At 74.6% G+C, this 26,802-nt stretch carries 28 protein-coding genes; 14 read left to right on the top strand and 14 right to left on the bottom strand.

Annotated features, from left to right (window positions below; genetic code table 11):
- The first annotated feature begins 77 nt into the window (after positions 1-77).
- From ACF1BN_RS13200 to ACF1BN_RS13220, 5 genes are all read left to right on the top strand, one after another.
- Complete coding sequence (locus ACF1BN_RS13200; RefSeq protein WP_392331691.1) at positions 78-2,270, top strand: discoidin domain-containing protein; 2,193 nt, start codon at positions 78-80, stop codon at positions 2,268-2,270.
- Between the two features lie 261 nt (positions 2,271-2,531).
- Positions 2,532-4,712: a discoidin domain-containing protein gene (locus ACF1BN_RS13205; RefSeq protein WP_392331692.1), complete on the top strand. Its 2,181-nt coding sequence runs from the start codon at positions 2,532-2,534 to the stop codon at positions 4,710-4,712.
- Between the two features lie 148 nt (positions 4,713-4,860).
- Positions 4,861-5,952 (top strand): DUF1996 domain-containing protein, encoded by a 1,092-nt coding sequence (locus ACF1BN_RS13210; RefSeq protein WP_392331693.1) that lies wholly within the window; start codon positions 4,861-4,863, stop codon positions 5,950-5,952.
- An 84-nt stretch (positions 5,953-6,036) separates the two neighbouring features.
- Positions 6,037-7,473 (top strand): GH1 family beta-glucosidase, encoded by a 1,437-nt coding sequence (locus tag ACF1BN_RS13215; RefSeq protein ID WP_392331694.1) that lies wholly within the window; start codon positions 6,037-6,039, stop codon positions 7,471-7,473.
- 101 nt (positions 7,474-7,574) lie between these two features.
- Positions 7,575-7,748 carry a hypothetical protein gene (locus ACF1BN_RS13220; RefSeq protein WP_392331695.1) on the top strand — a complete coding sequence of 58 codons (174 nt, stop codon included), beginning with the start codon at positions 7,575-7,577 and terminating at the stop codon, positions 7,746-7,748.
- A 201-nt stretch (positions 7,749-7,949) separates the two neighbouring features.
- Here the strand turns inward: ACF1BN_RS13220 and ACF1BN_RS13225 are convergent, their stop codons facing one another.
- Together ACF1BN_RS13225 and ACF1BN_RS13230 are read right to left on the bottom strand one after the other, a co-directional pair.
- Positions 7,950-8,519 carry an HAAS signaling domain-containing protein gene (locus ACF1BN_RS13225; RefSeq protein WP_392331696.1) on the bottom strand — a complete coding sequence of 190 codons (570 nt, stop codon included), beginning with the start codon at positions 8,517-8,519 and terminating at the stop codon, positions 7,950-7,952.
- Positions 8,516-8,887, bottom strand: a complete 372-nt coding sequence (locus tag ACF1BN_RS13230; RefSeq protein ID WP_392331697.1) for a PadR family transcriptional regulator — start codon at positions 8,885-8,887, stop codon at positions 8,516-8,518. The genes ACF1BN_RS13225 and ACF1BN_RS13230 overlap by 4 nt, the downstream gene beginning before the upstream one ends.
- Positions 8,888-9,023: 136 nt before the next feature.
- Here ACF1BN_RS13230 and ACF1BN_RS13235 point away from each other — a divergent pair, with 136 nt between their 5' ends.
- Positions 9,024-10,103 (top strand): hypothetical protein, encoded by a 1,080-nt coding sequence (locus ACF1BN_RS13235; protein ID WP_392331912.1) that lies wholly within the window; start codon positions 9,024-9,026, stop codon positions 10,101-10,103.
- 212 nt (positions 10,104-10,315) lie between these two features.
- Positions 10,316-10,897 carry an RNA 2',3'-cyclic phosphodiesterase gene (gene thpR, locus ACF1BN_RS13240; protein ID WP_392331698.1) on the top strand — a complete coding sequence of 194 codons (582 nt, stop codon included), beginning with the start codon at positions 10,316-10,318 and terminating at the stop codon, positions 10,895-10,897.
- Positions 10,898-10,915: 18 nt separating this feature from the next.
- On the opposite strand, the gene ACF1BN_RS13245 is transcribed toward thpR, so the two are convergent.
- Together ACF1BN_RS13245 and ACF1BN_RS13250 are read right to left on the bottom strand one after the other, a co-directional pair.
- Positions 10,916-11,794, bottom strand: coding sequence for a maleylpyruvate isomerase N-terminal domain-containing protein (locus ACF1BN_RS13245; RefSeq protein ID WP_392331699.1), 879 nt, complete (start codon positions 11,792-11,794; stop codon positions 10,916-10,918).
- Between the two features lie 121 nt (positions 11,795-11,915).
- Positions 11,916-13,010: an Lrp/AsnC family transcriptional regulator gene (locus ACF1BN_RS13250; protein WP_392331700.1), complete on the bottom strand. Its 1,095-nt coding sequence runs from the start codon at positions 13,008-13,010 to the stop codon at positions 11,916-11,918.
- A 109-nt stretch (positions 13,011-13,119) separates the two neighbouring features.
- Between ACF1BN_RS13250 and ACF1BN_RS13255 the strand changes: the two genes are divergently transcribed.
- From ACF1BN_RS13255 to ACF1BN_RS13270, 4 genes are all read left to right on the top strand, one after another.
- Positions 13,120-14,328: a M20 family metallopeptidase gene (locus ACF1BN_RS13255; protein ID WP_392331701.1), complete on the top strand. Its 1,209-nt coding sequence runs from the start codon at positions 13,120-13,122 to the stop codon at positions 14,326-14,328.
- A complete protein-coding gene (locus tag ACF1BN_RS13260; protein ID WP_392331702.1) occupies positions 14,325-15,926 on the top strand; it encodes an MFS transporter in 1,602 nt (533 codons plus the stop codon). Before ACF1BN_RS13255 ends, ACF1BN_RS13260 begins: the two co-directional genes overlap by 4 nt.
- Before the next feature lie 90 nt (positions 15,927-16,016).
- Positions 16,017-16,724 (top strand): aspartate/glutamate racemase family protein, encoded by a 708-nt coding sequence (locus ACF1BN_RS13265; protein ID WP_392331703.1) that lies wholly within the window; start codon positions 16,017-16,019, stop codon positions 16,722-16,724.
- A 61-nt stretch (positions 16,725-16,785) separates the two neighbouring features.
- A complete protein-coding gene (locus ACF1BN_RS13270) occupies positions 16,786-17,103 on the top strand; it encodes an SH3 domain-containing protein (protein ID WP_392331704.1) in 318 nt (105 codons plus the stop codon).
- Positions 17,104-17,208: 105 nt separating this feature from the next.
- Here the strand turns inward: ACF1BN_RS13270 and ACF1BN_RS13275 are convergent, their stop codons facing one another.
- Positions 17,209-17,598, bottom strand: a complete 390-nt coding sequence (locus ACF1BN_RS13275; protein ID WP_392331705.1) for a VOC family protein — start codon at positions 17,596-17,598, stop codon at positions 17,209-17,211.
- Here ACF1BN_RS13275 and ACF1BN_RS13280 point away from each other — a divergent pair.
- Positions 17,597-17,962 carry a hypothetical protein gene (locus ACF1BN_RS13280; protein WP_392331706.1) on the top strand — a complete coding sequence of 122 codons (366 nt, stop codon included), beginning with the start codon at positions 17,597-17,599 and terminating at the stop codon, positions 17,960-17,962. The genes ACF1BN_RS13275 and ACF1BN_RS13280 overlap by 2 nt on opposite strands.
- Positions 17,963-18,002: 40 nt before the next feature.
- On the opposite strand, the gene ACF1BN_RS13285 is transcribed toward ACF1BN_RS13280, so the two are convergent.
- From ACF1BN_RS13285 to ACF1BN_RS13315, 7 genes are all read right to left on the bottom strand, one after another.
- Positions 18,003-18,626, bottom strand: coding sequence for a hypothetical protein (locus ACF1BN_RS13285; RefSeq protein ID WP_392331707.1), 624 nt, complete (start codon positions 18,624-18,626; stop codon positions 18,003-18,005).
- Positions 18,627-18,788: 162 nt separating this feature from the next.
- The gene (locus tag ACF1BN_RS13290) at positions 18,789-19,460 is read right to left on the bottom strand and encodes a beta-glucanase (protein ID WP_392331708.1); all 672 of its coding nucleotides are present in this window, start codon (positions 19,458-19,460) and stop codon (positions 18,789-18,791) included.
- Between the two features lie 262 nt (positions 19,461-19,722).
- A complete protein-coding gene (locus tag ACF1BN_RS13295) occupies positions 19,723-20,100 on the bottom strand; it encodes a VOC family protein (RefSeq protein WP_392331709.1) in 378 nt (125 codons plus the stop codon).
- Between the two features lie 14 nt (positions 20,101-20,114).
- Positions 20,115-21,128, bottom strand: a complete 1,014-nt coding sequence (locus ACF1BN_RS13300; RefSeq protein ID WP_392331710.1) for a CU044_5270 family protein — start codon at positions 21,126-21,128, stop codon at positions 20,115-20,117.
- Positions 21,125-21,757: an RNA polymerase sigma factor gene (locus ACF1BN_RS13305; RefSeq protein WP_392331711.1), complete on the bottom strand. Its 633-nt coding sequence runs from the start codon at positions 21,755-21,757 to the stop codon at positions 21,125-21,127. Before ACF1BN_RS13305 ends, ACF1BN_RS13300 begins: the two co-directional genes overlap by 4 nt.
- A gap of 173 nt (positions 21,758-21,930) precedes the next feature.
- Positions 21,931-22,266, bottom strand: coding sequence for a hypothetical protein (locus tag ACF1BN_RS13310; protein ID WP_392331712.1), 336 nt, complete (start codon positions 22,264-22,266; stop codon positions 21,931-21,933).
- A 203-nt stretch (positions 22,267-22,469) separates the two neighbouring features.
- Positions 22,470-22,982: a hypothetical protein gene (locus ACF1BN_RS13315; protein WP_392331713.1), complete on the bottom strand. Its 513-nt coding sequence runs from the start codon at positions 22,980-22,982 to the stop codon at positions 22,470-22,472.
- Positions 22,983-23,021: 39 nt separating this feature from the next.
- On the opposite strand from ACF1BN_RS13315, the gene ACF1BN_RS13320 reads away from it, so the two are divergent.
- Positions 23,022-23,972, top strand: coding sequence for a helix-turn-helix transcriptional regulator (locus tag ACF1BN_RS13320; RefSeq protein WP_392331714.1), 951 nt, complete (start codon positions 23,022-23,024; stop codon positions 23,970-23,972).
- Positions 23,973-24,210: 238 nt separating this feature from the next.
- On the top strand, positions 24,211-24,843 hold the full coding sequence (locus tag ACF1BN_RS13325) for a GNAT family N-acetyltransferase (RefSeq protein ID WP_392331913.1): 633 nt from the start codon (positions 24,211-24,213) through the stop codon (positions 24,841-24,843).
- On the opposite strand, the gene ACF1BN_RS13330 is transcribed toward ACF1BN_RS13325, so the two are convergent.
- Positions 24,827-25,687: an ABC transporter permease gene (locus ACF1BN_RS13330; protein ID WP_392331715.1), complete on the bottom strand. Its 861-nt coding sequence runs from the start codon at positions 25,685-25,687 to the stop codon at positions 24,827-24,829. The genes ACF1BN_RS13325 and ACF1BN_RS13330 overlap by 17 nt on opposite strands.
- Entirely contained in the window at positions 25,684-26,730 is a 1,047-nt protein-coding gene (locus ACF1BN_RS13335) for an ATP-binding cassette domain-containing protein (protein ID WP_392331716.1), read from the bottom strand. Before ACF1BN_RS13335 ends, ACF1BN_RS13330 begins: the two co-directional genes overlap by 4 nt.
- Between the last annotated feature and the right edge of the window lie 72 nt (positions 26,731-26,802).

Here is a 26,802-nt window from a genome sequence, read left to right on the forward strand (position 1 = left end):
GACCGTCGACTCCGGCCCCGTGCAAGGTTTCGGAGAGCGCTCTCCCATGTGTCCGTCACGTATCACCGAGGAGATCCATGTCCTCCGTAGGGTCCCCGCCGCCCCGCCGGCTCCCCACATCCCCACTCCGCCGCTCCATGGTCGGCGCCCTCGTCGCCTCCCTGGCCGGCACGCTGCTCGCGGTCGTCCCCACCACCTCGGCCCAGGCCGCCGAGACCCTGCTCTCCCAGGGGAAGACGGCCACCGCCTCCACCGCCGAGGGAGCCGTCTTCCCCGCCTCCGCCGCCGTCGACGGCGACCTCGGCACCCGCTGGGCCAGCCAGTGGCAGGACGCCCAGTGGCTCCAGGTCGACCTCGGCGCCAGCCGGCAGCTCAGCAGGGCCGTCCTCACCTGGGAGGCGGCCTACGGCAAGAACTACGAGATCCAGGCCTCCGACAACGGCACCGACTGGCGCACCGTCACCGCGGTCTCCGCGGGCGACGGCGGCACCGACGAGGTCACCCTCTCCGGCTCCGGACGCTACGTCCGCATGAACGGCCTCACCCGGGCCACCGGGTACGGCTACTCCCTCTGGGAGTTCCAGGTGTACGGCACCACCGACACCACCGGCCCGACGCTGCCCGGCGGCGGCGACCTCGGCCCCAACGTGCACGTCTTCGACCCGTCCACGCCCGGCATCCAGGCCAAGCTGGACCAGGTCTTCCAGGAGCAGGAGTCGGCGCAGTTCGGCAGCGGCCGGCACGCCTTCCTCTTCAAGCCCGGCACGTACAACAACCTCAACGCCCAGATCGGCTTCTACACCCAGATAGCCGGCCTCGGTCTGCGCCCCGGCGACACCACCATCAACGGCGACGTCACCGTCGACGCCGGCTGGTTCAACGGCAACGCCACCCAGAACTTCTGGCGCGGCGCCGAGGGCCTGACCCTCAACCCGGTGAACGGCACCAACCGCTGGGCCGTCTCGCAGGCGTCCTCCTTCCGCCGCATGCACGTCAAGGGCGGCCTCAACCTCGCGCCGAACGGCTACGGCTGGGCCAGCGGCGGCTACATCGCCGACTCCAAGATCGACGGCCAGGTCGGGAACTACTCCCAGCAGCAGTGGTACACCCGCGAGAGCTCCATCGGCGGCTGGTCCAACAGCGTCTGGAACCAGACCTTCTCGGGCGTCGAGGGCGCTCCGGCCACCTCCTTCCCCGAGCCCCGCTACACCACGCTCGACACCACGCCGATCTCCCGTGAGAAGCCCTACCTGTACCTCGACGGCAACGAGTACAAGGTGTTCGCCCCCGCCAAGCGGGTCAACGCCCGCGGCACCAGCTGGGCCAACGGCACGCCGCAGGGCGAGTCGATCCCGCTGAACCAGTTCTACGTGGTCAAGCCGGGCGCAACCGCCGCCACCATCAACGCGGCACTCGCCCAGGGCCTGCACCTGCTGTTCACGCCGGGCGTCTACCACGTCGACCAGACCATCAACGTGAACCGCGCCAACACCATCGTGCTCGGCCTCGGCCTCGCCACGATCATCCCGGACAACGGCGTCACCGCGATGAAGGTCGCCGACGTCGACGGCGTCCGCCTCGCCGGCTTCCTGATCGACGCCGGCCCGGTCAACTCCGCGACCCTGCTGGAGCTCGGCCCGCAGAACTCCTCCGCGGACCACTCCGCCAACCCCACCACGGTGCAGGACGTCTACATCCGCATCGGCGGCGCCCACGTGGGCAAGGCCACCACCAGCATGGTCGTGAACAGCGACGACACCATCATCGACCACACCTGGGTGTGGCGCGCCGACCACGGCGAGGGCTGGGGCTGGGAGACCAACCGGGCCGACTACGGCGTCCGCGTCAACGGCGACGACGTGCTGGCCACCGGCCTGTTCGTCGAGCACTTCAACAAGTACGACGTCGAGTGGTACGGCGAGCGCGGCCGCACGATCTTCTACCAGAACGAGAAGGCGTACGACGCCCCCAACCAGGCCGCCATCCAGAACGGCACCACCAAGGGGTACGCCGCCTACCGGGTCGACGACTCCGTGAACACCCACGAGGCGTGGGGCCTGGGCAGCTACTGCAACTACAACGTGGACCCGACGATCGTCCAGGACCACGGATTCAAGGCGCCCGTCAAGCCCGGAGTGAAGTTCCACAGCCTCCTGGTGGTCTCCCTCGGCGGAATGGGCCACTACAACCACGTCATCAACAACACCGGGGCGTCCACCATCCCCGCCGGCACCTCCACCGTGCCGTCCACGCTCGCCAACTTCCCGTAACGAGCCGTCTCCTCTCCAGCGGTCTCCGGTAGCACGACGGAGCCGACCGCGACTCCCCGGGCCGGGTGTACAGTCCCCGCGCCCCGGCCCGGGGGCACTTCCCGCACCATGCGACCAGCCAGGACGTCTCCACCCGCGCGCACCCACTGGAATGGCAGGGGCATGTCAGCGCGCTGGTTCGGGTCCGGAGGCGCCGCGCCGGCGGGCGAGCCCCCGCCGGCGACCGGTCGCACGTCACCACCATTGACCTCAGGAGTCGCCATGTCCCATCCCCCCTCCACGGCCGCACCGGCCCGCCGCACACGCGGCGCGGCGGCAGCCCTGACGCTCGGAGCGCTCCTCGCCTCCTCCCTCACCGCCCTCGCCACCGCCCCGGCCGCGAGCGCCGCGGAGACCCTGCTGTCCCAGGGAAAGACGGCCACCGCCTCCTCCGCCGAGGGCGCCGGCTTCGCCGCCTCCGCCGCCGTCGACGGCAACCTCACCGGAACCCGGTGGGCGAGCCAGTGGAGCGACGCCCAGTGGATCCAGGTCGACCTCGGCGCGACCAAGGACCTGAGCCGCGTCGTCCTCACCTGGGAGGGCGCGTACGGCAGGAACTACGAGATCCAGGTCTCGGACAACGGCACCGACTGGCGCACGGTGAGAACCGTCACCGGCAGCGACGGCGGCACCGACGACCTCGCGATCTCCGGTTCGGGCCGGTACGTGCGCATGAACGGCCTCGTCCGCTCCAGCGGCTACGGCTACTCCCTGTGGGAGTTCCAGGTGTACGGCGAGAGCGGCGGCACCAACCCGCCGCAGGGCGGCGCCGTACGCGTGACGGGCTCCCAGGGCAACTGGCAGCTGACCGTCGGCGGGCAGCCGTACACGGTCAAGGGCCTCACCTGGGGTCCGGCGATGGCCGACGCTCCCCGCTACATGCCGGACCTGAAGTCCATGGGCGTCAACACGGTCAGGACCTGGGGGACCGACGCCTCCAGCAAGCCGCTGCTCGACGCGGCGGCCGCCCAGGGCCTCAAGGTGATGAACGGCTTCTGGCTCCAGCCCGGAGGCGGCCCCGGCTCCGGCGGCTGCGTCAACTACGTCACCGACACGACGTACAAGAACAACATGCTCACCGAGTTCGCCAAGTGGGTCGACACCTACAAGTCGCACCCGGCCACCCTCATGTGGAACGTCGGCAACGAGTCCGTCCTCGGCCTGCAGAACTGCTACTCGGGCGCCGAACTCGAAGCCCAGCGCAACGCGTACACCTCCTTCGTCAACGACGTGGCCAAGAGGATCCACGCCATCGACCCGGACCACCCGGTGACCTCCACGGACGCGTGGACCGGCGCCTGGCCCTACTACAAGCGCAACGCCCCGGACCTCGACCTGTACTCGATGAACGCCTACGGCGACCTCTGCGGTGTGCGCCAGGACTGGATCGACGGCGGGTACGACAAGCCCTACATCATCACCGAGACGGGCAACGCGGGCGAGTGGGAGGTCCCCGACGACGTCAACGGCATCCCCGACGAGCCGACCGACGTCCAGAAGGCCGAGGCCTACACCAAGGCGTGGGGGTGCGTCACCGGGCACCAGGGCGTGGCCCTGGGCGCGACGATGTTCCACTACGGACTCGAGCACGACTTCGGCGGCGTCTGGTTCAACCTGCTCCCCGACGGCCTCAAGCGCCTGTCGTACTACGCCGTCAAGAAGGCCTACGCCGGATCGACCGCCGGTGACAACACCCCGCCCGTCATCACGAACATGACGGTCGGCACGCCCACGGCGGCGCCGGCCGGCCGCGAGTTCACCGTCCGCGCCGACATCCGCGACCCCGACGGCGACCCGATCACCCCCAAGATCTACCTCAGCGGGAACTACGCCAACGGCGACAAGCGCCTGATCGACGCGCAGTACCGCTCCCTGGGCAACAACACCTTCGCCGTCACCGCGCCCGAGAAGCTCGGCGTCTGGAAGGTCTACATCCAGGCCGAGGACGGCCGCGGCAACGCCGGCATCGAGACCAAGTCCGTGAAGGTCGTCGCCCCGCCCGTCACCGGCACGAACATCGCCCAGGGCCGGCCCACCACCGCCTCCTCCGCCCAGGCGTCCTACGGCGACTGCCCCTGCCCCGCGAGCAACGCCACCGACGGCAACACCTCCACCCGCTGGGCCAGCGACTGGAGCGACCCGCAGTGGATCCAGGTCGACCTCGGCTCGGCCAAGCCCGTCCGCACGCTCCAGCTCGTCTGGGACCCGGCCTACGCCAAGTCCTACGAGGTCCAGGTCTCCGACGACGGCAACACCTGGCGCACGATCCACACCACCACCACGGGCAACGGGGACATCGACACCATCGAGACCGCCACCACCGCCCGGTACGTCAAGCTCCAGCTGACCGCCCGCGGCACCGGCTGGGGCTACTCCCTCCATGAGTTCGGCGTCTACAGCTGACGGAGCCGGACCCCCCGAACCGGGGTGACGGGGCCCGCCGCTCGGCTCCGTCACCCCTGCACCACCGCACGAGGCGAAAGCCGTCCACACCCACCGAAGCGTGGCGCCCCGCGTTCACGCGACCTCCCCCCACGGGCAGGAGATCCCCATGAGATCGAGTCCGAAGCGGCTCTCGGTACTTCTCGTCAGTACGGCCCTCATCGCCGGCGCCCTCGGCATCGGCACGATGGCCCAGGCCACCGACCCGGAGCAGGGCGTCCCGCCCGCCGTCGCCGCGGCCGCCAACCACGTCGGCCACCAGATGGCCGCCTCCACCCAGGCGTCGGGCGACGACGCCGACGGCGACGGGTACATCCCCGCGAACCCGCCGGTCACCGGCGTCACCCCGTCCACGGAGACCCCGCCCCCGGCCTACCACCACGAGTTCCAGGCCGGCTGCTCCGTCAGCCACACCGCCCCGGACGACCCGATCGTCTACCCGGGCCAGTTCGGCAAGTCCCACGACCACACGTTCATGGGCAACACCTCCACCGACGCCGCCAGCACCACCGGCTCGCTCTACGGCGGCACCACCACCTGCAAGGCGCCCGCTGACGCCTCCGGGTACTGGATGCCCTCGCTGTACAAGGGCGACCAGAAGATCCTGCCCGTCGGCCCGCAGGTCATCTACTACAAGGCGGGCGTCACCGACTACCGGAGCGTGCGGCCCTTCCCCAAGGGACTGCGCTACGTCGTCGGCAACCCGATGCAGACCGCACAGGAGTTCCGCGGCCACAAGGGCTTCGTCGAGGGCTGGGAGTGCGGTGACAGCTTCTTCAACACCGACATCCCCGCCCACTGTCCCGAGCGGCCGGACGTCCAGCTCAACCTGCGCATGCAGGCGCCCAGCTGCTGGAACGGCCTGCACCTCGACACCCCCGACCACAAGAGCCACATGGCCTACCCGGTGGTCAAGCCCGGCACCAACGACAACATGTGCCCGGCCTCCCACCCGGTGGCCCTGCCGATGATCGAGTTCAAGATGGCGTGGCCGGTCAACGGCGACATGAGCCAGGTCCGCCTGGCCAGCGGCCGCGGCTACTCCTTCCACTACGACTTCTTCAACGCGTGGGAGGAGCGCACCCTCAAGGCCCTGGTCGACCACTGCATCAACGGTGGTCTCCAGTGCGACACGCGGGGCTTCGACCTGTACCGCCCCGAGCGCGGCACGGTGCTGAACGCCGACCACCGCCTGCCCTGACCCCGTCCACCCCGTACGGGGCGGCCCGGACGCCCGATCGCGGCGTCCGGGCCGCCCCCGTGCGGCTCCCACCCGGAGTTGCCCATGCCGTCCGTCGACCTGTCCGCCGCCGCCACGCTCGCCCCCGACCGCTTCCCCGCCGACGACGCCCTGATCGCCCGGCTCCCGCCCGGCTTCCGCATCGGCGCCGCCACCTCCGCGTACCAGATCGAGGGAGCCGCCGCCGAGGACGGCCGCACCGCGTCCATCTGGGACACCTTCTGCCGCGTCCCCGGAGCCGTCGACAACGCGGACACCGGGGACACCGCCTGCGACCACTACCACCGCATGCCCGAGGACGTCGCCCTCATGGCGGAGCTCGGCCTCGACACGTACCGCTTCTCCGTCTCCTGGCCGCGCGTCCAGCCCGGCGGACGCGGCCCCGCCAACGCGAAGGGACTCGCCTTCTACGACCGGCTGGTCGACGAGCTCCTCGCGCGCGACATCGCCCCCTGGCTCACCCTCTACCACTGGGACCTGCCGCAGGAGCTCCAGGACGCCGGCGGCTGGACCTCCCGGGACACCGCCCACCGGTTCGCCGACTACGCGGCGCTCGTCCACGACCGGCTCGGCGACCGCGTCACCCACTGGACGACCCTCAACGAGCCTTTCTGCTCGGCGGTCCTCGGCCACGTCGAGGGCGTCCACGCGCCCGGCGGGCGGTCCCTCGCCGACGGCGTCGCCGCCGTGCACCACCTCCACCTCGCCCACGGACTCGCCGCCCGCAGGCTGCGCGCCGACGCCCGCCGCCCGCTCGACCTCGCCGTCACCCACCTCCTCGGCACCAGCGCCCCCGCCACCGACACCCCCGCCGACCGCGAGGCCGCCCGCCGCGCCGACGCCTTCGGCTTCCGCTTCTACCTCGACCCGATCCTGCGCGGCTCCTACCCGGCGGACCTGGTCCGCGACCTCGCCGCCCACGGGATCGAGATCCCGGTCCGCGACGGCGACCTGGCCGCCATCGCCACCCCGATCGACACCCTCGGCGTCAACTACTACCGCTCGATGCGCAGTTCGGGCACGGACGAGGACGGCGCGGAGACGGACGCCCAAGGCCGCCCGGTCACCCGCGGCCTGCCGCACGGCGACCTGCCGGTCACCGGCCTCGGCTGGGAGGTCATGCCCCACGACCTCACCGACCTGCTGCTCCGCATCGCCCGCGACTACCCCGGCACCCCCATGGTGGTCACCGAGAGCGGCGCCGCGTACGAGGACGTGCCGGACGCCGGCGGGTTCGTCGACGACCGGGACCGCACCGCCTACCTCTCCGCCCACCTCGCCGCCGTCGCCCGCGCCCGCGAGGCCGGCGCCGACGTGCGCGGCTACCTCGCCTGGTCGCTCCTCGACAACTTCGAGTGGGCCTACGGCTACGCCGCACGCTTCGGCCTCGTCCGCGTCGACTACGACACCCAGGCGCGCGTCCCCAAGCGCAGCGCCCACTGGCTCCGCGACACGGCCGCCCGCGTCCGCGGCGGAGCCTGAACCCGGCGATTGCGGGCGGCCCCGGCGCGGCGGACGATGGAGGGGGAGGGCGCGCCGGGCAGGACAGGACCGGAGAGCCGTGCGGGACCGAAGGAGTCGTCATGGGCGCCGAAGAGCAGACCGACCCGCTGGCCGGCTGGACCGCACGCCTGCTCCGCCTCGGCCCCGGGATCTCCCGGGACGACGCCAGGGCGTTCGTCCACGACCTCTACGCCCACGCGCAGTCCACCCTCGACGCGGACCGCGCGGAGGCCGACTTCGCGCGCGAGGAGTAGCCGCCCGGCCCTGGGCCCGCGCCGGCCCGCCCCGGCCTTGCTCCGGGGTCGCGCCGCCCCCTGGCTTGCTTCGGCCCCGGGCTTGCTTCGGCCCCGGGCTTGCTTCGGCCCCGTGCCCGGCCCGGGCCCGCGCCCGCCCTGGGCGCGCGCCGCGCGGGCCCGTTCCCGGGCCCGCGCTCAGTGGTTCCGCCCCGGGTTCCGTCAGTCGCGGAGGGCCCTCAGGAGGACCAGCACGCCGGAGACAGGCACGGCGAGCCCGAACACGCCGATCAGCAGCACCTCCACCGGGCCGAGCCGGCCACCGGCGAGGAGCAGTCCGCCGAGGAGGAGCAGCGCCGGCACGGCCACGGCCGTCGCCGTCCCGATGCGCTTGTGCCGGGCGTCCCACAGCGGGGTCCTCCACAGCAGCGCGAGTCCGATCGCGAGGACGAGCGCGCCCGCGAACGGGGAGGCCAGGACCAGCATGCCGCCGAGCGCGGGGAGCACCGCGACGAGCCGGCCGACCTGGCGGCCGGAGAGCGGGCCGGTCGGCGCGGGGGCGGCGACGGCGCGCGGCTCCTCCTCCGCGAGGGCGGAGGCGGCCACCGTACGGGGGTCTCCCAGCTCGGCGAGGACCGCGCGGATCCCGGCGTCGTCCCGGGCGTCGCTCACCTCGATGTGCTCGCGCAGGTCGGCGAGGAGCTCGGCCCTGCGGTCGGCCGGGAGCGCGGCGGTCTCGCGGGCCACGGAGTCGAGGTAGGCCGCGACGAGCGGGTGGTCGATGGCGTTCATGCGGGGTCCCCCTGCGGGTCGTTGAGGAAGTGGTCGACGGCGTTCCGGAAGTGCGGCCACGCCCCGGCGAACTCGGCGAGCGCCGTCCGGCCGAGGGCCGTGAGCGCGTAGTAGCGGCGCGGCGGCCCGCTGGGGGACTCGCGCAGCTCCGTGTCGACGAGCCCCTCCCGCCGCAGACGCGACAGCAGGGGGTAGATCGTGCCCTGGCTCGTGGTCATCACGCTGACCGCGGCGAGCTCGGTGAGGAGTTCGACGCCGTACTTCGGCTCGTCCCTGAGCAGCGCGAGGACGCAGTACTCCAGCACTCCCTTGCGGAGCTGGCTGGGCACCCTGCCCCCCGCCTCGTTCATTGCGTTACCAGGAACCATGCAATGCAAGATAGCGTCGTCGGGTGTCCGCGACAAGCCGCGCCCCGCCGCCGGGCTCCGGGACGCCCGACGGGAACCGGCCGCCGTGGCCGAACGTGTAACGGGGGACGGACGCGACGGGACGAGGGGAGACACGGTGGTCGCCAACGAGGCGAGGATCGACGGGGACAGCCTGCTGCTGGGCGACGGGGTGCGGGTGCGGTTCGTCCGCACGCTCCGGCTGCCGGAGACCGGGACGCACGGCCTGCCCCCGGGGCTCGGCACCTTCCCGCTCCGCCGGGTCGAGGACCACCTCGACACCGTGCCCGAGCAGTGGCGCGCCAAGGGCGGGGTGATGATGCCGGTCTACCTCCGCGAGGCGATGTGGCTCAGCTTCGCCGGCAGCCCGGAGCCCACCGCGCTCCAGGTCGGCGTCGGCAAGGTCTGCGCGATCTCCGGCGAGAAGTGGACCGGACGGCTCTCCCGGCGCCCGCAGAACTACGTGGTGCTGCCCCGCCAGCCGTGGCTCGACGGCATCAACTCGGGCAAGGGCACGGTGCGTCAGTTCGTCGCCGTCCCCCTCGGCATGGGCGCCACCGTCGAGGGCCAGGTCACCGGCGAGGAGACCGTCGGCGGCCTCCAGCTCCAGGCGTTCCCGCTGGCCCCGAAGCCCCGTGCCGCCTGGCGCGAGGAGCAGCGCCGGCTCGCGGAGGAGCGGCGCCGCCAGGCCGAGGAGCGGGCCCGGCTCCTCGCGGCGGGTCCGCCGCCCGCGCCGTCCTTCGGCGGCTACGGCGCCGCCCCGGCGATGCCGATGGCCGCCCCGGCGGGCGCGCCGCGGGCCGCCGCCGCGATGGGCATCGGAGCCGGCGGCACCATGCGCCAGGAGGTGTACCAGGACGACCGGCCGGCCCGCGACTGGTCCGACACCGCCGACGCCCGCGTCTTCGTCCATCTGGTGACCCCGCCCGAGTGGCGCCGGATCACCGGCGAGGAGCCCCCGCCGTCGCCCGTCGACCGCGCCGCCTACACCCGCGCGGGACTGCCCTGGTACGACTACTTCGACGCCGACGGCACCGACCTCGACCCCTCCGGCACCCTCGCCGACGTGAAGCCCGTGGGGGAGTGGCTCGGCGACGACCTCGACCCGTGGACGCAGCCGTCCCCGTACCAGGTCAAGCCGCTCGGCCCCCCGCCGCCCCCGCCGGGCGGCACGCCGATCGCGGACGGCGACTGGTGACGCGTACCGGCTGATCCGCCGGCACGGGGGCACGGGGGCACGGGGGCACCGGTGGCGGTGCCGGCGTGGGGCGGTACGGGAGCCTGGGGTCGGTACCGGGTATCCGCCCCTGTACGAGGAGCGGCGCCGGCCCCGTGCCGCCGCGGCCCCGGTCCCCTCCGTACCGGGACCCGCCCGCGGGGCTCGGACCGCGGCGCGGTACGAAGGGTCCTGTGAACGACTCGACCCAGCCCGCCACCATCCGCGTCTTCATCGCCCTGGCACCGCCCGACGACGCCAAGGACGAACTCGCCCACGCCCTGGCACCCGCCTACGCGGCCCACCCCGGCCTGCGCTGGAACCGGATCGAGGACTGGCACATCACCCTCGCCTTCCTCGGCGAGCTGCCCACCGCCACCGTGCCCCTCCTGCACGACCCCCTCGCGGAGCTCGCCGCCGCCCGCCGCCCCCTCGGCCTCGCGCTCCGGGGCGGCGGCCACTTCGACTCCCGGGTCCTGTGGAGCGGCATCGCCGGCGAGGTCCCCGGCCTGCACCGGCTCGCCGACGACGTCCGCACCCTGGTGAAGGAGGCCGGCATCCCCTACGAGGGGCGCCCGCTGCGCCCGCACCTCACCCTGGCCCGGGCCCGGCGCGGCGATCTCACCGGCGTCCCGGACGCGGCCGGCGTCCTCGACGGCTTCGCCGGCCGGACCTGGCCGACCGCCCGCCTCCACCTCGTCGGCAGCGACTACGCCCGGGGCCCGGCCCCGGTCCGCTACCGGGACATCGACTCCTGGCCCTTCACCGGCGTCTGACCCCGAACGCCCCCTGCCTCACGGCGCGGTGATCAGCTCGCTCAGGCGCGTGGCGAGCCACGGCCTGCGGCCGCCGGCCCGCATCCGGCCCAGGGCGATCGCCCTCCAGAGCGGCATGCGGCCGAAGGAGACGAGCAGGAAGGCCGTCGGCGCCGCGGTGATCCGGCAGTCGTACGGGCGCGGCGCCGGGTCCCGGGTCACGGTGGCGGCACCGTCCTCCACCACGACGGCGAGCTGCGGACCGCCCCTGAGCGCGAGGTCGAAGGCGATGCGCACGCCCCGCGCCTTCTCGGCGTCGAGGGCGAGCGGCATCATCGTCGTCATCGCCTGCCCGATCACCAGGGACGCCTCCTCGGAGGTGAGGGCCCACGGCCTGCGCGCGCCCCGCGCCATGTCGAGACCGTGCACCAGGGTCTCGCTGAGCATCAGGCCCGTCGCCGCCGTCAGCGGGACCGTCCGCCCGGGGCCGTACCAGGGCGTGGGCACCGGCGTGTCGGGCGCGAGGCCCGCCGAGTCCCGCAGGAAGGCGGCGCCCCGCTCGGCCAGGATCGGGCCCAGCCGCCTGCGCTCCGCCCCGGCGACGAGCCCGACGGACAGCGCGTTCACGGCGGCGATCCGTCCGCCGAACGTCCCGTCCCGCCCGTCCGGCACGGCGGCCCAGTCGATGCCCCCGGCGGCCTCGCCGCTCCGCTCGCCGGGGAGCGCGGAACCGAAGGCCAGGTACACGGCGGCGAGGTGCGCTCCGACGTCCCCGACGGACCACGCCGGGACCCCCGACGGCACCTCCAGGTCGCCGATGCCGCCCGTCAGCGCGACCAGCCGCCCGATCGCGGCCTCCAGCGCGACACGCGTCCGCGCGTGCTCGGCCACCGGGTCGAACGTCGTGACCGCACCCATGCGATTCCCCCAGGACTGTGGACGGGCCCGCACATTACCGCCCGGTAGCATCAGGGCGACAGGGGTCGCGCATCACGGGCGGGACGCCGCCCCGCGCCGACCCCGGTGTCCCACGGCGTCCTCAGAGGGCCCCCGCACCCGGCGCCGTCCCCCGGCGCGGGGTCCTGAGCCGGTCGAGGAGGGCCGACTCCGCCGCCTCGGAGCGCGCGTCGCTCCACTGTCCGAGCGGCACCGCCCGCAGGTGCCGCCCCCGCGGGTCGAGCAGATGACCGCCCAGCTTCATCGGCCAGAGCGTCAGCGCCCGGTCCATGACCACCAGTTCGGGGAACCGCTCGGCCAGCCGCGTCTCGAACGGAGCGATGTCGTCCACCGACCGCAGCCAGGCCGCGAGCAGCAGGTTGTACGGCCCCGACAGCGACGCGCACAACCGGATCTCCCGCAGCGCGCTGATCCGCTCCGCCAGCCGCGGCGCCCGGCTCTGCGGCACCGCGGCCCACAGCGACACCGACACCGGCCACCCCGACAGGGCCCTCGCCACCTCACAGCGGTACACCAGCGCGTGCTCCGCCTCCAGCCGGTCGAGCCGCCGCCGCACCGTCGTCGGACTGAGCCCGGTCCGCTCCGCCAGCCCCGCCGCCGACCGGCGCGGATCCTCGCTCAGCACCCGTACGAGCTCCAGATCGCGCTCCTCCAGGAGCCGCCCGCCCGCGGGCCGGGCCGGAGCGGGACGGTCGGGGCCCGCGAGCCGCCGCCGCTGCTCCTCGGACAGCCGGTCCAGCCGCCACCGGCTCCCCTCGGTGTGCAGGGTGGTCGCCACCTGCGTCCGGGACGCCGCCACCCCGGCCAGCGCGCCCAGCCGGAAGCCCACGTACCGGGCCAGCTCGGCCTGGTCGGCGAAGACGGCGGTCACCAGCAGGTCCCGGCCGCCGCTGACGTGCTCCAGATTGAACACATGCGGATCCTCGGCGATCTCCGCCGCGACCTCGTGCAGCCGGCCGGCCGCGCAGTCCACCTCGATGAAGGCGACCACGGCGGGCGCCTGCGCCCGGACCGCCGGATGCACGCTGATCCAGGCGTTCCCGGCCCGGGTCAGCCGCGCCCAGCGGCGCGCCACGGTCGAGGCGTCGAGCCCCAGCGCCTCGCCCACGGTCTGCCAGTCGGCGCGCGGAGCCACCTGGAGCGCCGTCACCAGCAGATAGTCCAGTTCGTCGAGCACGTCCACCACTCCGTTCCCGAAACGGCTCTTTCGCGCAAACGATCACCGCTCATCGGCGGATCCCTGCAGGCGGATGCCGTTCATCCGGCGGATCGGCACTATACCCGGCATGTTCACGCACAGCGACGCCCTGGCCATCGCCGACCCGCTCATCGCCCTGCGCCACGACCTCCACCGCGAGCCCGAACTCGGCCTCGACCTGCCGCACACCCAGCGCAGGGTCCTCGACGCCCTCGCCGGACTGCCCCTGGAGATCACCCTCGGCAAGCGGCTCACCTCCGTCACGGCCGTGCTGCGCGGCGGCCGTCCGGGACCCGCCGTACTCCTCCGCGGCGACATGGACGCCCTCCCCGTCCACGAGGACACCGGCGTCCCGTACGCCTCCGAGGCCCCGGGCCGCATGCACGCCTGCGGCCACGACCTGCACACCGCCGGACTCGTCGGCGCGGCCCGGCTGCTCGCCGCCCGCCGCGACGAACTCCCCGGCGACGTCGTCCTCATGTTCCAGCCCGGCGAGGAGGGGATGGGGGGCGCCGGCCTGATGATCGAGGAGGGCGTCCTCGACGCGGCGGGCAGCCGGGTCGTCGCCGCCTACGCCCTCCACGTCACCTCGACCCTGCTCCCCACCGGATACGCCGCCGTCCGCCCCGGCCCCATGCTGGCCGCCTCCGACTCCGTCACCGTCACCGTGCGCGGCGCCGGCGGCCACGGCTCCTCGCCGCACTCCGCGAAGGACCCCGTACCGGCCGTCTGCGAGATGGTCACCGCCCTCCAGACGATGGTCACCCGCACGGTCGACGTCTTCGACCCCGCCGTCCTCACCGTCGGCTCCCTGCACGCCGGCTCGGCCGGCAACGTCATCCCGGAGACGGCCGTCCTGGAGGCGACCGTCCGCTCCTTCTCCACCGCCACCCAGGCCGCCGTCCGCGCCGGCATCGCCCGCGTCGTCCACGGCGTCGCCGCGGCCCACGGAGTCGAGGCCGACCTCGACTACCGGGAGAACTACCCGGTCACCGAGAACGACCCGGCCGAGGCCGCCTTCGCGCTCCGCACCGCGCAGGGGCTCCTCGGCGCCGACCGCGCCTTCGAGGCACCGCGCCCGCTCACCGGCTCCGAGGACTTCTCCCTCGTGCTGCGCGAGGTCCCCGGGGCGTACCTCGGCATCGGCGCCTGCCCGCCCGACCGCGACCCCGCGACCGCCCCCATGAACCACTCGCCCCGGGCCGTCTTCGACGACCGCGCCGTCCTCGACGCGGCCGTGCTGCTCGCCGAACTCGCCGCCCGCCGCCTCCAGGAAGCCGCCGAGGAGCCCGCGTGACCACCCCTGACCGCCCGACCCCCGACCGCCCCACCGCCGACGACCCCGTCCCCGACCGTCCCGCCCCCGACCGCCTCACCGCTGACGGCCCCGTCCCCGACCGCCCCACCGCTGACCGCCCCGTCCCCGACCGTCCCGCCCCCGGTGGCACGGACGCCGCCGCTCCGGGGTCCGGACGGACCGGTGCCGGATCCGTCCGGGCCGTCGTCGGGCTTCTCGTCCTCTTCGAGCTGACCAGCGGCTTCCTCCAGGGCGGCATCGCCCCCCTGCTGCCGGAGATCGGCCGGGAACTCGGCATCCGGGACGCCGACCTCACCTGGGTGCTCTCCGCCCAGCTCCTCGCCGCCGCTGTCAGCGTCCCCGTCCTCGGCCGCCTCGGCGACCTCCACGGACACCGCAGGGTCCTGCGCTGGGCGCTCGCCTCCGTCGCCGTCGGCACCCTCCTCGTCGCCCTCGCCCCCAATCTGGAGGTGCTGCTCCTCGGCCGCGTCCTGACCGGTCCGCTGGCCGCCCTGCTGCCCCTGGAGATCGCCCTCGTACGCGACCGGCTGCCGCTCGGCCCGGCCCGCTCCGCCATCGCCCGGCTCGTCGGCGCCCTCGCCCTCGGCACCCTCCTCGGCGGTGTCCTCACCGGCGCCGTCCACGAACTCACCGACGACGTCCGCCTCACCCTCCTGCTCCCGGCCGTCCTGGCCGCCGCCTGCGTCCCCGTCTCCTTCCTCGCCATCCCCGAGTCCCGCCGCCTCGCCCGAGGGCGGCTCGACCTGCCCGGCGCCGTCCTGCTCAGCGCGACGATGCTGCTCCTCCTCTCCGGCGTCTCGGCCGCGCAGGACGACGGACCCGGCCTCTCCGCCCTCGTCCAGCTCGGCCTCGCGCTCCTCCTCGGCGCCGTCTGGACCCGCGTCGAACTCCGCACGGCCGAACCCCTCGTCGACGTCCGGGCGCTCGCCGACCGCCGGGTCGCCCCCTTCTTCCTCTGCGCGTTCGCCTTCGGCGTCGTCTACTTCGGCGGCCAGGCACCCGACGCCACCTTCCTGGCCGCCGACCCCGCCACCACCGGCTACGGCTTCGGGCTCTCCGCCCTGTCGATCTCCCTGGTGGCGCTCCCGGCCGCGGCGACGGCGGTCGTCACCGCCTCCCTCACCGCCCGCATCGCGGGCCGGACCGGCTACGTCCCCGCGCTCGCCGGCTCCTTCGCACTCATCGCGGCGAGCTTCCTGACGACCGCCGTCCTGCACACGGCGGTCTGGCAGCTCGTCGCCGCGAAGATCCTCGCGGGACTCGGCCTGGGAGTCGCCCTCGGCGCCATGCCCACCGTGATCGCGGAGGCGAGCGACCCCTCCCGGACGGGGGTCACCACCGCCCTCTACAACAACGTGAAGACGCTCGGCGGCGCGATGGCCGGCGGCGTGATGGCCGCCGTCCTCACCGCGTCGGCCGCGCCGACGTCCGACACCCCGGACGCATCGGCGTACGTCACGGTCTGGCTGCTCTGCGCGGGTGTCGCCGCCGCGGCCGCCGCCCTCACCCTCGTCGCCCGCCGCGCCGCGCCGCCGCGCACGGCGGAGCGCGACACGGACCGTACTCCCGCCGGTTGACACGAGCCCGCCCCTCCGGCCAGGGGGGCGGGCCCGAGGACGGCGAGGAAGAGGACGAGAATGGGCCACTTCGGAGAAGGAGGCCGTCGCATGACCCTCGTGGCACTGATCAACCCCAACACCGAAGGCGCCACCACGGCGATGATGGCCGCCATCGCCCGTCGCGTCCTGCGCCTCGAGGACGGCTACGACGTCCAGGGCGTCACCGTCGCCGCGGGACCGCCGATGCTCATAGACGAGGAAGCCCTGCGCGCGTCGGTGGAGCACGTCCTCGACGCGGCGGACCGCCTCCTCACCGGACCCGCCGGTGACCGCGTGGCCGCCCTCGTCGTCGGCGCCTTCGGTGACCCGGGCGTCGAGGACCTCCGCGCCCGCACCTCCGTCCCCGTCGTCGGCATCGCCGAGGCCGCGATGCGCGAGGCGGGCGTGGACGGCCGCCGCTTCGGCATCGCCACCACCACCCCCGGCCTCGCCGCCGCGATCGACGCCCGCGTCGACCGCCTCGGCCGGTCCGCCCAGTACACCGGCCTCCGCCTCACCCCCGGCGATCCGCGCCGACTGGCGGCGACCCCGGCCGAGATGACGGAGCGCCTGGCCGAAGCCGTCGACCGCTGTGTGCGGGAGGACGGCGCCGAGGCGGTCGTCATCGGCGGCGGCCCCCTGGGCGAAGCCGCCGAAGCCCTCCGCCACCGCTTTCCTGTGCCGGTCATCGGCCCCGTCCCCGCGGCGGCGCGCGAGATCCACCGCCTTCTGACGGTGTGCGGTCGGGCGGCCGGGGGCCGGGAAGGTCGCCCGTAGGGGTGAGATCCGCGCCAGGTCCGTGACCTCCCCGGGGGACGGCGGTTGCGGGGGCATGCGCATGACGTCGATGCTCGGGGTGGCCCTCACGGCCGTGTTCCTGGCGGCCGTCGCCGGTGCCCCCGCCGCCCCCGGGGGGTTCGATCCGTGCGGCTACGAGGCCGCCGGCACGCTCCACCTACGCACCGGCCCCGGCGCCTCGCGCGCCTCCCTGGGCGTCCTGCGCGCGGGCGACGACGTCACGGTCCTGCGGGAGTCCGGCGACTGGTACCGGGTGAGCCTCGACGACCGCGCGCGGACGGGGCTGCGCGCCGGCACGGAGGGGTGGGCCCCGAAGGACGGCATCCGTCCGCTCCGCTGCGTGCGGGCGGACGGCTAGGGGCTGTCGTCGGACTCCCGTCTGCCCCGCGACGCCATGCACGCGCTCTCGCCGCACCGGACACAAGCCCGAGTACGCCCGGTACGAGGGCATGCGCCCGGCACGCTAGGCGCCTCCGCCCTGCGCGGCTCGGTCGGAGTCGCTGCGCAGCACACAGAACTCGTTGCCCTCGGGGTCCGCGAGCACGGCCCACCCCGAACCGTCCTGTTCCCGGAGGTCGTCGAGCAGGGTCGCGCCGAGCCCGAGCAGCCGCTCGACCTCCGCTTCGCGGGTGGTGGACGGCCGCAGGCACAGATGGATCCGGTTCTTGCCGCTCTTCGGCTCCGGCACTTCGTTGAAATACAGCACGGGCCCGCCCGGCAGAAGCACCTGCGCCTCGCGGGAGCCCGGCTCGCCCCGCGGATCCACCGGAGCGCCGGTCACCTCGCTCCAGAAGCGCGCCAGCGCGTACGCGTCCGCGCAGTCGATCGCCACGTTCTGCACCACGGATATCATGCGGCGATCCTGCCGGAGTCGCGCCCCGACCGCCACCGGCACCCTCACCGGCGACCGGCTCGTCGGCGGGTGGGAGGGGCCGGAGGGCGAGCGCCCGGTGCTCCGTGGCGACGGCACCTTCTGCGCGCGGGCGTTCCCCCGCGGTCTGGCCCACGGGCAACCGGTCGACTCCTGCGGCCGGTGGTCCTTCAGGGACGACGGCGACACCGACCAGGGCATCGGCCTGGCCTTCGCCCGGCCCTCGTACGCCATGATCGGCCTGCTGCGCGTCTCCGGCGGGAACGGCGGCCGGGGGCTCCACGTCCGCAGGGACACCGACGACGCGAGCGACCGGCCGGCGCCGCGGAGGGCGACGGCGCGCTGAGGAGTCCGCTGCCGGCCGTCGCCCCCCGGCGTTCCGTCGGTCAGCCCCGGGTGGCAGGGGCGCCGGGTCCGCAGGAGCGGAGGGCTGCTTCGAGGGCCGGTCCACTGCCCTCCAGGTCGGCCCGCGACTCCTCGCAGCGCAGGACGCCCCCGCCGTCGACGGACCAGCTGGTGGCGCTGCCCGTGGAGGGTTCGCCGCCGGTGCAGGTCCGGCGGAAGTCGGCGGTCACCTCCCGTACGTAGGCGTACGAGACGAGCGTGCCGGGGCCCGAGGCCGCGGACCTGATCGTGTCGAGGTCCGGTGCGGGGCGGCCCGCCTCGGCGAAGGCGGAGTCCTCGCCGCCCCCGCCGACGTGGGCGCCCAGCGAGCGCAGCGCGGTCGCCGGGTCGGTCCTCGGCCCGGTCTCCGTCGCCGCCTCGGTGCGCGGGGTGTGGAGCCGCCGCAAGGGCTGCGTGAGCCTTCCGCCGTCCTCGCCGAACGTCTGCCTCTTCGCGACGCCGGTCAGGACGTCCCGCTCCACGACGTTCGACCACGCGTACGCGCACGCCTCCGCGGCCTTCGCCGCCCCGGCGGGGCGGGCCCCGTCGTCGGACGTGCAGGCCGCCGTGGCGGCGAGCAGCGGGGCGACGGCGCACGCCGCCGCCCACCTCTTCACGGTCTTCATGATGTCGTTCCCCCGTTTCGCCATGGTCGATGGCGCTACCGACCTTGCCCGCCACCCTCCCTTCCCGCCAAGCGACTTGAGCCACATCTGAGCGTCGGGGCCGGCAGCCGCGGGCTCGGAGGGCCGGTCCGGCGCGGCCGGCGCCGCGCTCCCCGGGAGGCGTCAGCCCGGGCGGAACACCCGCAGCTCCGGCACCTCGAAGGACATCTCGGTCGTCCCCGGGTCGGGTGCGGGGTGGTAACGACCCGCACAGACCGAGAGGTTGACGATCAGATACGCGTGCCAGGAGCGGCCCACCCCCCTCCCGTCCGAGAACACCTTCGCGCCGTTCACCCACCACACCACGGACCGGGCGCCGAACTCGGTCCGCAGCCTCACCCAGCCACCGGGGCGCACGGCGGGGGAGCGGTGGTAGAGGTGCGTGCCCCGCACCCGGTTCGAGAGTTCCAGGAGGTCGGGATTGTCCGGGTGGTACTCGAAGATGTCGACCTCCTGCCCGCCGTCGCGCCACGTCCAGATCGCCGGCCAGGCACCCGTCTCCACCGGAAGCCGGACGCGCGCCTCCAGCACGTCACCGGCCCGCACCTCGAACCCCTGCGCGCTTCCCTCCGTGGTCAGCAGTCCGCTGTCCCAGAGCCCGTCGCGGCGGCGGGTCGCCCGGAAGACCCCGGAGCGGCTGTACGCGGGATCAGACACGAGATGGTCGAGCTTGTTGTCGAGCGGGTTGACCGGACCGCCGTCCGGATAGGCCCAGGACCGCCCGGCGACCCACTGCTCGGGCGACGTGAAGTCGGCGGTGAGGACGGGGGCGGCGGGGAGGGGTGGCAGCGACATGACGGCTCCTCACGGAACACTGGGCGTTGCCGAACGGACGGCAAGGTCACTTGAATGGCTCCCCCACCTGGGCCCTCACATGCGGAACCCCCCGCTCCCTGGCGAGAACTCGTCACGACCGCGGCTGCCGCCGCGACCACCCGCGCGCGGCTCCGGCTCCGGGCAGCGCGGCCGCGCACCAGGACCGGTCGACAGGGAAGGACCGGTCGACGGGAAGGACCGGTCGACGGGGAGGACCGGTCGAAGGGGAAAGACCGGGCGCTCAGTCCCGTACGAGGCAGAAGGGGTGGCCCGCCGGGTCGGCGAGGACGCGCCAGCCGCCGTGCGCGTCACCGCCGTCGAGAACCGTGGCCCCGCCGGCCACGGCCCGCGCCTGCGCCTCGTCCAGGTCCTCGACGCCCAGGTCCAGATGGAACTGCTGGGGGTGGCCGGGGTCCGGCCACCGCGGCGGGCGGTGGTCCGCCACGCGCTGGAAGGCCAGCACCAGGCCGTCCTCCGTGTGGAGGGTGGACCAGTCGTCGTCCAGGGACCAGCGGGGGTCGGGACGGTCCACCGTCCCGCCCAGCAGCGCCCGGTAGAACCGGGCGAGCTCCCTGGCGTCCGGACAGTCCAGCACGACGCACTGCAATCTGGCGATCATGCCGAGAGCGTAGGTCAGCGGCTGGTCGGGAGCCGCCCCGGTTCGTCCACGACGCCGCGTGCGACGACCGCCACGGAGGTGACGACATCTCCCTCCTCCCCCCACGGGCCGGAGCGCAGGAGAACCGTGCGCTCGCCGAGGAAGCGCCCGGTCTCCCCGTCGAAGATCCATTCCACGCGCTCGCCGTCGTGGACGCGCGCCACGGCCACGCCGGTGCGGCCGGCCGCGTCCACGGCCCCGGGGAGCGTGACGACGCCGGGGACGCGGGCCGCCGCGCGGTAGAGCGCGGCCGTGGTCGCCGGCGGGACGACGGTGCCGCGGAGCAGGTCGCCGATGGCGACGAAGGCCTGCTGGTCCGGACCCGTCGTGGAGCCGCTGCCGGGCCCGTGGTTCGCGACGGCGTCCTCGCGGATCAGCCTCAGCAGCTCGTCGGGATCGTCCGGCAGCGACGCGGCGAACGCGTACGTCGGCGCGTGCAGACCGGCCTTCCCTCCCGGGGCGCCCGGGATCGGGTCGTCGCGTCCGCCCCCGCGCGACAGTCCCGGCCGCGTGCCGTCGACCGACGTCCACCGCTCCCCGTCCTCCCGCTGCCGGCTCCGGTCCATGCCGCCGGCCGCGTTCTCGCTGAGGGTGGTCGTGTGGCCCACCACCTTGAGGTAGACGTACTGGTCGGCCCGTACCGGCGCCGCCGGCTCGGCGGCGGCGGCCAGCGCCGTGCGTTCGAGCAGCGCCACGGCCGCCGGGTCGGCCGGTGCCGCCGGCGGCGGGCCGGACGGGGACCCGAGGGTCAGTGTCAGCACGCCCACCGCCACGGCGCTCCCCAGCACGGCGACGTACCTCCGCCGCCCGGCCGGGCTCCCGGTCCCGAGCCGGGCGGTCCGGTCGATCTCGCTCAGGAGGTGCCGTCTCCGCTCCCGCTGCCGCTCCTCCGTCGGCCCGGGGACCGGGAAGGCGGGAACGCCCCCGCGCGCCGCGTCGAGTCCGTCGTCCATACGCCCGTCGTCCACCTGTCCCTCGGCCCCGCTCATCCCGCGCTCTCCCGTCCCGCCTTCACGGCTCTCCTCGGCGGCCGTCCGGACGACACGGCCCGCTGCTCCCGGTCGGCCGCCTCGCCGCCCAGTTCCTCGTCCACGAGCAGCCGCAGCCTGTGCCGGGCGCGGGAGAGCCGCGACCGGACCGTGCCCACGGGGACGCCGAGGGCGACCGACGCCTCCGCGTAGCCCAGTCCGGACCAGACGACCAGTGCCAGCACCTCACGGTCGCGCTGCCGCAGACGCCGTACCGCCCGCGCCACCGCGGCCAGACGGGCCGCGTCGTGCAGCTGCCGCACCACCCCGTCCGACACGTCGGGCAGCGGCTCCGGCGGAGGGAGCCGGGCCATCGCGGCACGGTGGCGGCGGGCGGCGCGGGAGGTGTTCCGCGCCACGTTCGTGGCGACGCCGAACAGCCAGGCGCGTACGTCGCACACCTCGCCCCGCAGCTTCCCCCGCCGCTTCCACGCCTCCAGAAAGGTGAGCGACATGACGTCCTCGGCCACCGCCCGGTCGCCGGTGAGCCGCACGGCGTAGGCGTGCACGGCGCGTCCGTAGGCGTCGAAGAGCTCGCCGAAGGCGTCCCGGTCGCCGGCCCGGAGCCGTTCGTTCAGTTCCCGTTCCACACCGACAAGTGTCCGCAGCCCGGCACGGGTTCCCTTTTCCGGAGAGCCGATTCCGAACAGAGCGGTGAGTCCGTGCTCCACCGGCCTGTGCGGCCTGCCCGGACGCCGGACAGCGGCCCCTCCGGCGCCCGGGCGGCAGGCGACCCGCCGCCCTCCCGGTACCCGGTGGCCGCTCAGCCGTCGTCGACCCCCGTACGGCGACGGCTGAAGTCCATGACCCAGTTGACCACCCAGTCCTCCGTCCCGGCGGGCGCGAACGCCTGCTCCCAGCGGGCCGTCTCCGAGGTGATGTCCGACCAGCGGAACCGCACGCCCACGGGCCGCCCGCCGTAGTGGTCCTCACCGCGGAACTCGCCCGTGCCGTCCGCCGCGAAGCGCCCCCGCACCGGGGGGTCGAGGCGGCCGGTCCGGGTGCTCGACCAGTGGAGCGTCCACTCTCCCGTGTCCGGCTCGTACAGGCGCAGGGTCAGACCGCTGAAACCCTTCGAAGGGAAGGAGATCTCGTCCACGTGGGCGCGGCCGTCCCAGAACAGGCGTCCGGAGGTGCGGCCGTCGAACTCCTCCCAGCCGGACTCCGGGTCCAGGAAGTCGGAGAGTCTGCGGTTGCGGACGGCCCACTAGCCGACGAGGAAGTCGAAGGCACGGCCGGCGGTCATCCGGGCATCACCCCGCCCGAGCCCGTCGCCGAGGAAGTCGAAGGCACGGCCGGCGGTCATCCGGGCATCACCCCGCCCGAGCCCGTCGCCGTCGTGCCGGTGCGCAGCGAATCCGCGAGGTAGCCCGGCAGGTCGGGAGTGTCGGGGGCGAGCATGTGGCGGATCCAGGCGGTGCGTTCGTGCTCCAGCGGTGCCAGCTCCCAGACGCAGCCGATCCAGGAGCGGTCGCGGGCCGTGCCCGTGAGGCGGACGAAACGGGTGGGGTCGGTGTCGGGGCAGTCGAGCGCGGGCTGCCCGGCGGCGGCCCCGGCGAAGTGGAGCACGTTGTCCCAGGCCCAGCTGTACACGTTGAGGTACGCCCCCGTGTCGCCGCCCCGGTGCAGGACCACGAAGCTCGCGGCGGGCGTGCCGTCCGGCGCCGGCAGCAGCTCAGGAAGCAGGGCGTCGGCCGCCCTCTCCACCTCCGGCTCGATGCCGGCCCGGTCGGACGTGACGTGGTAGCGCTTGATGTGCCGGCCGCCGATCTCGACGGGCTCCGGCACGAAGAGGTACTTCTCCGCGAAAGCCATGGCTGGACTGTAGGAGCCCTTCACTGACACCGTGTGTCAGTGAAGTCCAGCCGTCTTCTGTCGATCCTGCTCCTCCTGGAGACCCGTGGCCGGATGACCGCCGGCGAGCTCGCCGACGAGCTGGAGGTCTCCGTCCGCACCGTCTACCGGGACGTCGAGGCGCTGCACGCCGCCGGAGTGCCGCTGTACGGGGACGCCGGGCACCGCGGCGGCTACCGGCTGCTCGCCGGGCACCGCTCGCGGCTCACCGGCCTGTACGCGCGCGAGGCCGAGGCGCTGGTCCTCGCCGGACTGCCCGCCGCCGCCGAGGAACTCGGGCTCGGCGGCCACTTCGCCGACGCCCGGCTGAAGCTCCGCGCCGCCCTGCCCGCCCCGCTGCGCGAGCACGTCGACCGGCTCCGCACCCGCTTCCACATCGACGCGCCCGGCTGGTACGCGGAGTCCACCGAGGCGCCGTTCCTGCCGCAGGTCGCCGAGGCCGTCCGCGCCGGGCGAGTGCTCGCCGTGCGCTACCGGCGCTGGCGGGAGCCGACCGATGTCGACCGCCGGCTCGCCCCGTACGGCCTGGTGCTCAAGGCGGGCCGCTGGTACCTGGTCGCCGGGCCCGGCCCCCGGACGTACCGCGTCGACCAGATCATCTCCCTCACCGTCACCGACGAGGAGGCGCCCGTCCCGCCCGGATTCGACCTGGCCGCCCACTGGGAGGAGAGCCGGCGGGACTTCCACGCCCGGCTCCACCAGGGCGAGGCCGTCGTACGGATCTCCCCGCTCGGCGCGACCCGGCTCATCGGCGCCGCCGCCCGCGCCCTCGCGGAGAACGGAGTCCCCGAACCCGACGGCTGGACCCGGGCCGTCCTGCCCGTCGAGACCCCCGACCACGCCCACGCCGCCTTCCTCGCCCTCGGCGCCGAGGTGGAGGTCCTCGCCCCGCGGGAACTGCGGGAGCGGATCGCCGCCACCGTCCGCACCCTGGCGGAGCGCTACGGCTGAAAGGCCGCCGGCCGCCCCGGCCGCCGGAATTCGCTTGCGCCCGTCGTCGCCACGCGTGAAGGTCGCCGCACCGGACCATCCCGAGGAAGCGGAGCCGATGCCCACCCAGAACCCCAGCACCGAGAACCACGGCCCCGACGGCGGCGCCCGCGACGCCGCACCGGACCGGGCCGCGGAGCCCGTCGCCCGCACGCGGGGCCGGGGCGGCGCGCGCACAACGGGGCCGACGACGGTGCCGATGCCGCAGGGGCCCGTACTGGAGGGGACGCGGGTGCGCCTGGAGCCGCTGGGCCACCGGCACACCGCGGACCTCGCCGTCGCCGCCGAGGAGGACCGGAGCGCCTACGGGTTCACCTGGGTGCCGAGAGCGGCCGAGGTCGGGGCGTACGTGGACGCGCAGCTCGCGCGCGCGGCGCACGGCACGCTCGCCCCGTACGCGCAGGTCGACCGGGCGACCGGACGCGTCGTCGGGGCCACCGCCTACTGGGACCCGAGGCCGTGGCCCGCGGGGGACCGGGACGGGGTGTGCGCCGTCGAGGTCGGGTTCACCTGGCTCGCCGCCTCCGCCCAGGGGACAGGGGTGAACACCGAGGCCAAGTACCTGCTCTTCCGCCACGCGTTCGAGACCTGGGGGGTCGCCCGGGTCGATCTCAGGACGGACGCCAGGAACGCCCGCTCCCGGGCCGCGATCGAGGCCGTCGGGGCGCGCTTCGAGGGCGTGCTGCGCAGCTCGTCCCGCTCCTGGGCGCAGGGCGAGGACGGCCGGCTGCGGGACTCGGCGGTGTTCTCGGTCGTCGCGGACGAGTGGCCGGAGTGCCGGGCCCGGCTGGAGCGGCGCATGGAGCGCGCCCCGGTCACTCCGGGCGGCTGAAGCGGCGGGCCGCCCACAGCAGCGCCAGCGCCCCCACCGCGAGGAGCAGCCCCGCCTCCAGGGCGAGGGGAGGCTGCCGGCCGGCCCACTCGACGCTGCCGGCGGCCGACTGCCCCGGGGCCCGCAGGCCGATCGTGCGGCGCAGCACGTCCACGCCGTACGCGATCGGGTTCGCGGCGGCCAGCGCCTGCGCCCAGCCGGGCAGCGACGCCAGCGGGAAGAAGCCGCCCGAGAGGAAGAGCAGCGGCATCATCACCACGCCCAGCAGCGTGTGGAAGGTGTCCGGGCTGCGCAGGCCCACGGCCAGCGCCAGGGACAGCGCGGTGAGCGCGAAGGAGGCGAGGAGCATGCCGCCGAGGAGCAGCAGCAGGAGCACCGGGTCGTACGGCAGCCCGACCGCACCGGCCAGACAGAGCAGGACGGCTCCCTGGACCGCCGCGACCAGCGTGCCGCCCACGCAGCTGCCCAGCAGGAGCGAGGTACGACTGACCGGCGCCATCAACAGCTCGCGCAGATAGCCGCTCTGACGGTCCGTGATCAGCCGGATGCCGACCATGATGGCCGGCGTCTGCACGGTCATCATCAGCATCCCGGGAAAGAGGTACGCCTGGTAGCCGACACCCAGCGAGGCCGCCGGGATGAGCGCCGCCAGACCTCCGCCCAGGATGAACAGGTACAGCACCGGGTGGAGCAGCATCAGCGCGGTGGGGACCCGCTGGCGGGCGAGCCGGAGCAGATCGCGGTGGACCAGGGCGTGCACGGCGCGCAGTTCACGCCGCAGGCGCCCCGCCCGCTCCGGCTCCGTCGTGCCGTCGGCGGGCGCCGGCAGGGTGAGCGCCGTCATCGCGTGCCCCCCGTCCCCGCGGGGCCGGCGATGGTGCGGCCCGTGTGGTGGAAGAACACGTCGTCGAGGGTGGGCGGCGTCGCGGACGCGGCGTGCACGGCGATGCCGTGGACCTCCAGCGCCGCGCACAGGCGCGGGATCCACGTGCTGCCCTCGGGCACCCGCAGCCAGACGCCGTCCGCGTCCACGTGGACGGTCCGCTCGGGCGGGACGAGGAGCCCGGCGATCCGGCGGGCCGCCCCGTCGTCGCTCGTGCGCAGCACCACCCGGTCGTCGCCGATCTCCGCCTTCACCCCGTGCGGCGTGCCCTGCGCGACCAGCCGGCCCCGGTCGATGATCGCCAGCCGGTCGCAGTGCTCCGCCTCCTCCAGGTAGTGGGTGGTGACGAAGAGGGTGCTGCCGTGCCGGTCGCGCAGCGCCCGCAGGTGCTCCCAGATCCGGGCGCGCGCGTGCGGGTCGAGGCCGGTGGTCGGTTCGTCCAGGAACAGCACGCCGGGGGAGTGCAGGAGCTGGCGGGCGATCTCCAGGCGTCGGCGCATGCCGCCCGAGAGGGTGCGGACCGGGGAACGCCGTCGGTCGCTCAGGTCGGCCAGCTCCAGGACCTCGGCCGTGCGTCGGCGGACGTCCGCGCGGCGGAGCCCGTACAGGCGGGCGTGGACGCGGAGGTTCTGCTCGGCCGTCAGGTCCGGGTCGAGGGCGCTGTGCTGGAAGAGCAGGCCGACCCTGCGCCTTACCCGGTCGGGCTCGGTCAGGACGTCGGCGCCGGCCACGGTGGCGCGGCCGGAGGTGGGGCGGGCGAGGGCACACAGCAGGGCGATCGTGGTGGACTTCCCGGCGCCGTTCGGGCCCAGGAAGGCGAAGGTCTCGCCCCGGCGCACGTCCAGGTCGAGCCCGCGCACCGCGTCGGTGGTGGTGCCGTCCGGACCGCGGTAGCTCTTGACGAGCCCCCGCGTGCTGATGGCGAGCACGGGATCCAGGGGCTCGGCGCTCGCGGCCGGTGCCGTCGCACCGGCCGGCTCGTGGTCACGGGCGTGGAGCTGCATGGGTCCCGTCCTCGTCCAGGGGGTCGCCGTGGATGACCGGCCGGGGGTGCGGGAAGGCGACGGGAGCGACGC

Origin of the sequence: Streptomyces sp. NPDC014861, from assembly GCF_043081625.1 — a bacterium.
Lineage (GTDB): Bacteria > Actinomycetota > Actinomycetes > Streptomycetales > Streptomycetaceae > Streptomyces.

Coding starts and splice junctions, on each gene's coding strand:
- ACF1BN_RS13225 (WP_392331696.1), bottom strand. CDS start 8,519: ATGAACGCCATCGACCACCCGCTCGTCGCGGCCTACCTCGACTCCGTG.
- ACF1BN_RS13210 (WP_392331693.1), top strand. CDS start 4,861: ATGAGATCGAGTCCGAAGCGGCTCTCGGTACTTCTCGTCAGTACGGCC.
- ACF1BN_RS13330 (WP_392331715.1), bottom strand. CDS start 25,687: ATGACGGCGCTCACCCTGCCGGCGCCCGCCGACGGCACGACGGAGCCG.
- ACF1BN_RS13280 (WP_392331706.1), top strand. CDS start 17,597: ATGCGGCGATCCTGCCGGAGTCGCGCCCCGACCGCCACCGGCACCCTC.
- ACF1BN_RS13290 (WP_392331708.1), bottom strand. CDS start 19,460: ATGTCGCTGCCACCCCTCCCCGCCGCCCCCGTCCTCACCGCCGACTTC.
- ACF1BN_RS13295 (WP_392331709.1), bottom strand. CDS start 20,100: ATGATCGCCAGATTGCAGTGCGTCGTGCTGGACTGTCCGGACGCCAGG.
- ACF1BN_RS13255 (WP_392331701.1), top strand. CDS start 13,120: ATGTTCACGCACAGCGACGCCCTGGCCATCGCCGACCCGCTCATCGCC.
- ACF1BN_RS13245 (WP_392331699.1), bottom strand. CDS start 11,794: ATGGGTGCGGTCACGACGTTCGACCCGGTGGCCGAGCACGCGCGGACG.
- ACF1BN_RS13325 (WP_392331913.1), top strand. CDS start 24,211: ATGCCGCAGGGGCCCGTACTGGAGGGGACGCGGGTGCGCCTGGAGCCG.
- ACF1BN_RS13265 (WP_392331703.1), top strand. CDS start 16,017: ATGACCCTCGTGGCACTGATCAACCCCAACACCGAAGGCGCCACCACG.
- ACF1BN_RS13285 (WP_392331707.1), bottom strand. CDS start 18,626: ATGAAGACCGTGAAGAGGTGGGCGGCGGCGTGCGCCGTCGCCCCGCTG.
- ACF1BN_RS13315 (WP_392331713.1), bottom strand. CDS start 22,982: ATGGCTTTCGCGGAGAAGTACCTCTTCGTGCCGGAGCCCGTCGAGATC.
- ACF1BN_RS13300 (WP_392331710.1), bottom strand. CDS start 21,128: ATGAGCGGGGCCGAGGGACAGGTGGACGACGGGCGTATGGACGACGGA.
- ACF1BN_RS13220 (WP_392331695.1), top strand. CDS start 7,575: ATGGGCGCCGAAGAGCAGACCGACCCGCTGGCCGGCTGGACCGCACGC.
- ACF1BN_RS13230 (WP_392331697.1), bottom strand. CDS start 8,887: ATGGTTCCTGGTAACGCAATGAACGAGGCGGGGGGCAGGGTGCCCAGC.
- ACF1BN_RS13270 (WP_392331704.1), top strand. CDS start 16,786: ATGACGTCGATGCTCGGGGTGGCCCTCACGGCCGTGTTCCTGGCGGCC.
- ACF1BN_RS13335 (WP_392331716.1), bottom strand. CDS start 26,730: ATGCAGCTCCACGCCCGTGACCACGAGCCGGCCGGTGCGACGGCACCG.
- ACF1BN_RS13205 (WP_392331692.1), top strand. CDS start 2,532: ATGTCCCATCCCCCCTCCACGGCCGCACCGGCCCGCCGCACACGCGGC.
- ACF1BN_RS13200 (WP_392331691.1), top strand. CDS start 78: ATGTCCTCCGTAGGGTCCCCGCCGCCCCGCCGGCTCCCCACATCCCCA.
- ACF1BN_RS13215 (WP_392331694.1), top strand. CDS start 6,037: ATGCCGTCCGTCGACCTGTCCGCCGCCGCCACGCTCGCCCCCGACCGC.
- ACF1BN_RS13275 (WP_392331705.1), bottom strand. CDS start 17,598: ATGATATCCGTGGTGCAGAACGTGGCGATCGACTGCGCGGACGCGTAC.